The organism is Mycobacterium tilburgii, from assembly GCF_902168065.1.
Lineage (GTDB): Bacteria > Actinomycetota > Actinomycetes > Mycobacteriales > Mycobacteriaceae > Mycobacterium > Mycobacterium tilburgii.
Genome location: NZ_LR655782.1, coordinates 1 through 555, shown reverse-complemented (window position 1 = coordinate 555; position 555 = coordinate 1). Strand labels below are relative to the sequence as shown.

General features: G+C 61.1%; 1 protein-coding gene. It reads left to right on the top strand.

What is annotated here, in order from left to right:
* Window positions 1-555 (top strand): TylF/MycF/NovP-related O-methyltransferase (locus FQ389_RS17560; protein ID WP_144208691.1); only part of this gene is annotated, 555 nt, incomplete at both ends.

Sequence of the window (555 nt, the reverse complement as noted above, 5' to 3'; positions counted from 1 at the left end):
GTGTGGAGACCGTGCTGGCCGACAACGTGCCGGGCGATCTGGTCGAGTGCGGTGTGTGGCGCGGTGGGGCGTCCATCTTGATGCGCGGAGTGCTGGCGGTCTACGGCGATTGGAAACGGCAAGTCTGGCTGTGTGATTCGTTCGAGGGTGTGCCACCACCCGACACCGTGAATTACAAGGCGGACAAAGGGATTCGGTTGCACCGGCATGCGAGAGTGCTCGGTGTTCCGGAAACTGAGGTGCGGGCGAATTTCGAGCGTTACGGTCTGTTGGACGATCAGGTTCGTTTTCTGCCGGGGTGGTTCAAGGACACGTTGGCCGATGCGCCGATCGAGCAGATCTCGGTGTTGCGGCTCGATGGTGACTTGTACGAGTCGACGATGCAGGCCTTGGATGCGTTGTATCCGCGGTTGTCCTCCGGCGGTTTCTGCATCATCGACGACTACCACGCGCTCAAACCATGCGAGCAGGCCGTGGCCGACTACCGCGAAAAGCACGGTATCACCGCCGAAATCGAGGAAATCGACGGCACCGGTGTGCTGTGGCGCAAGCCCT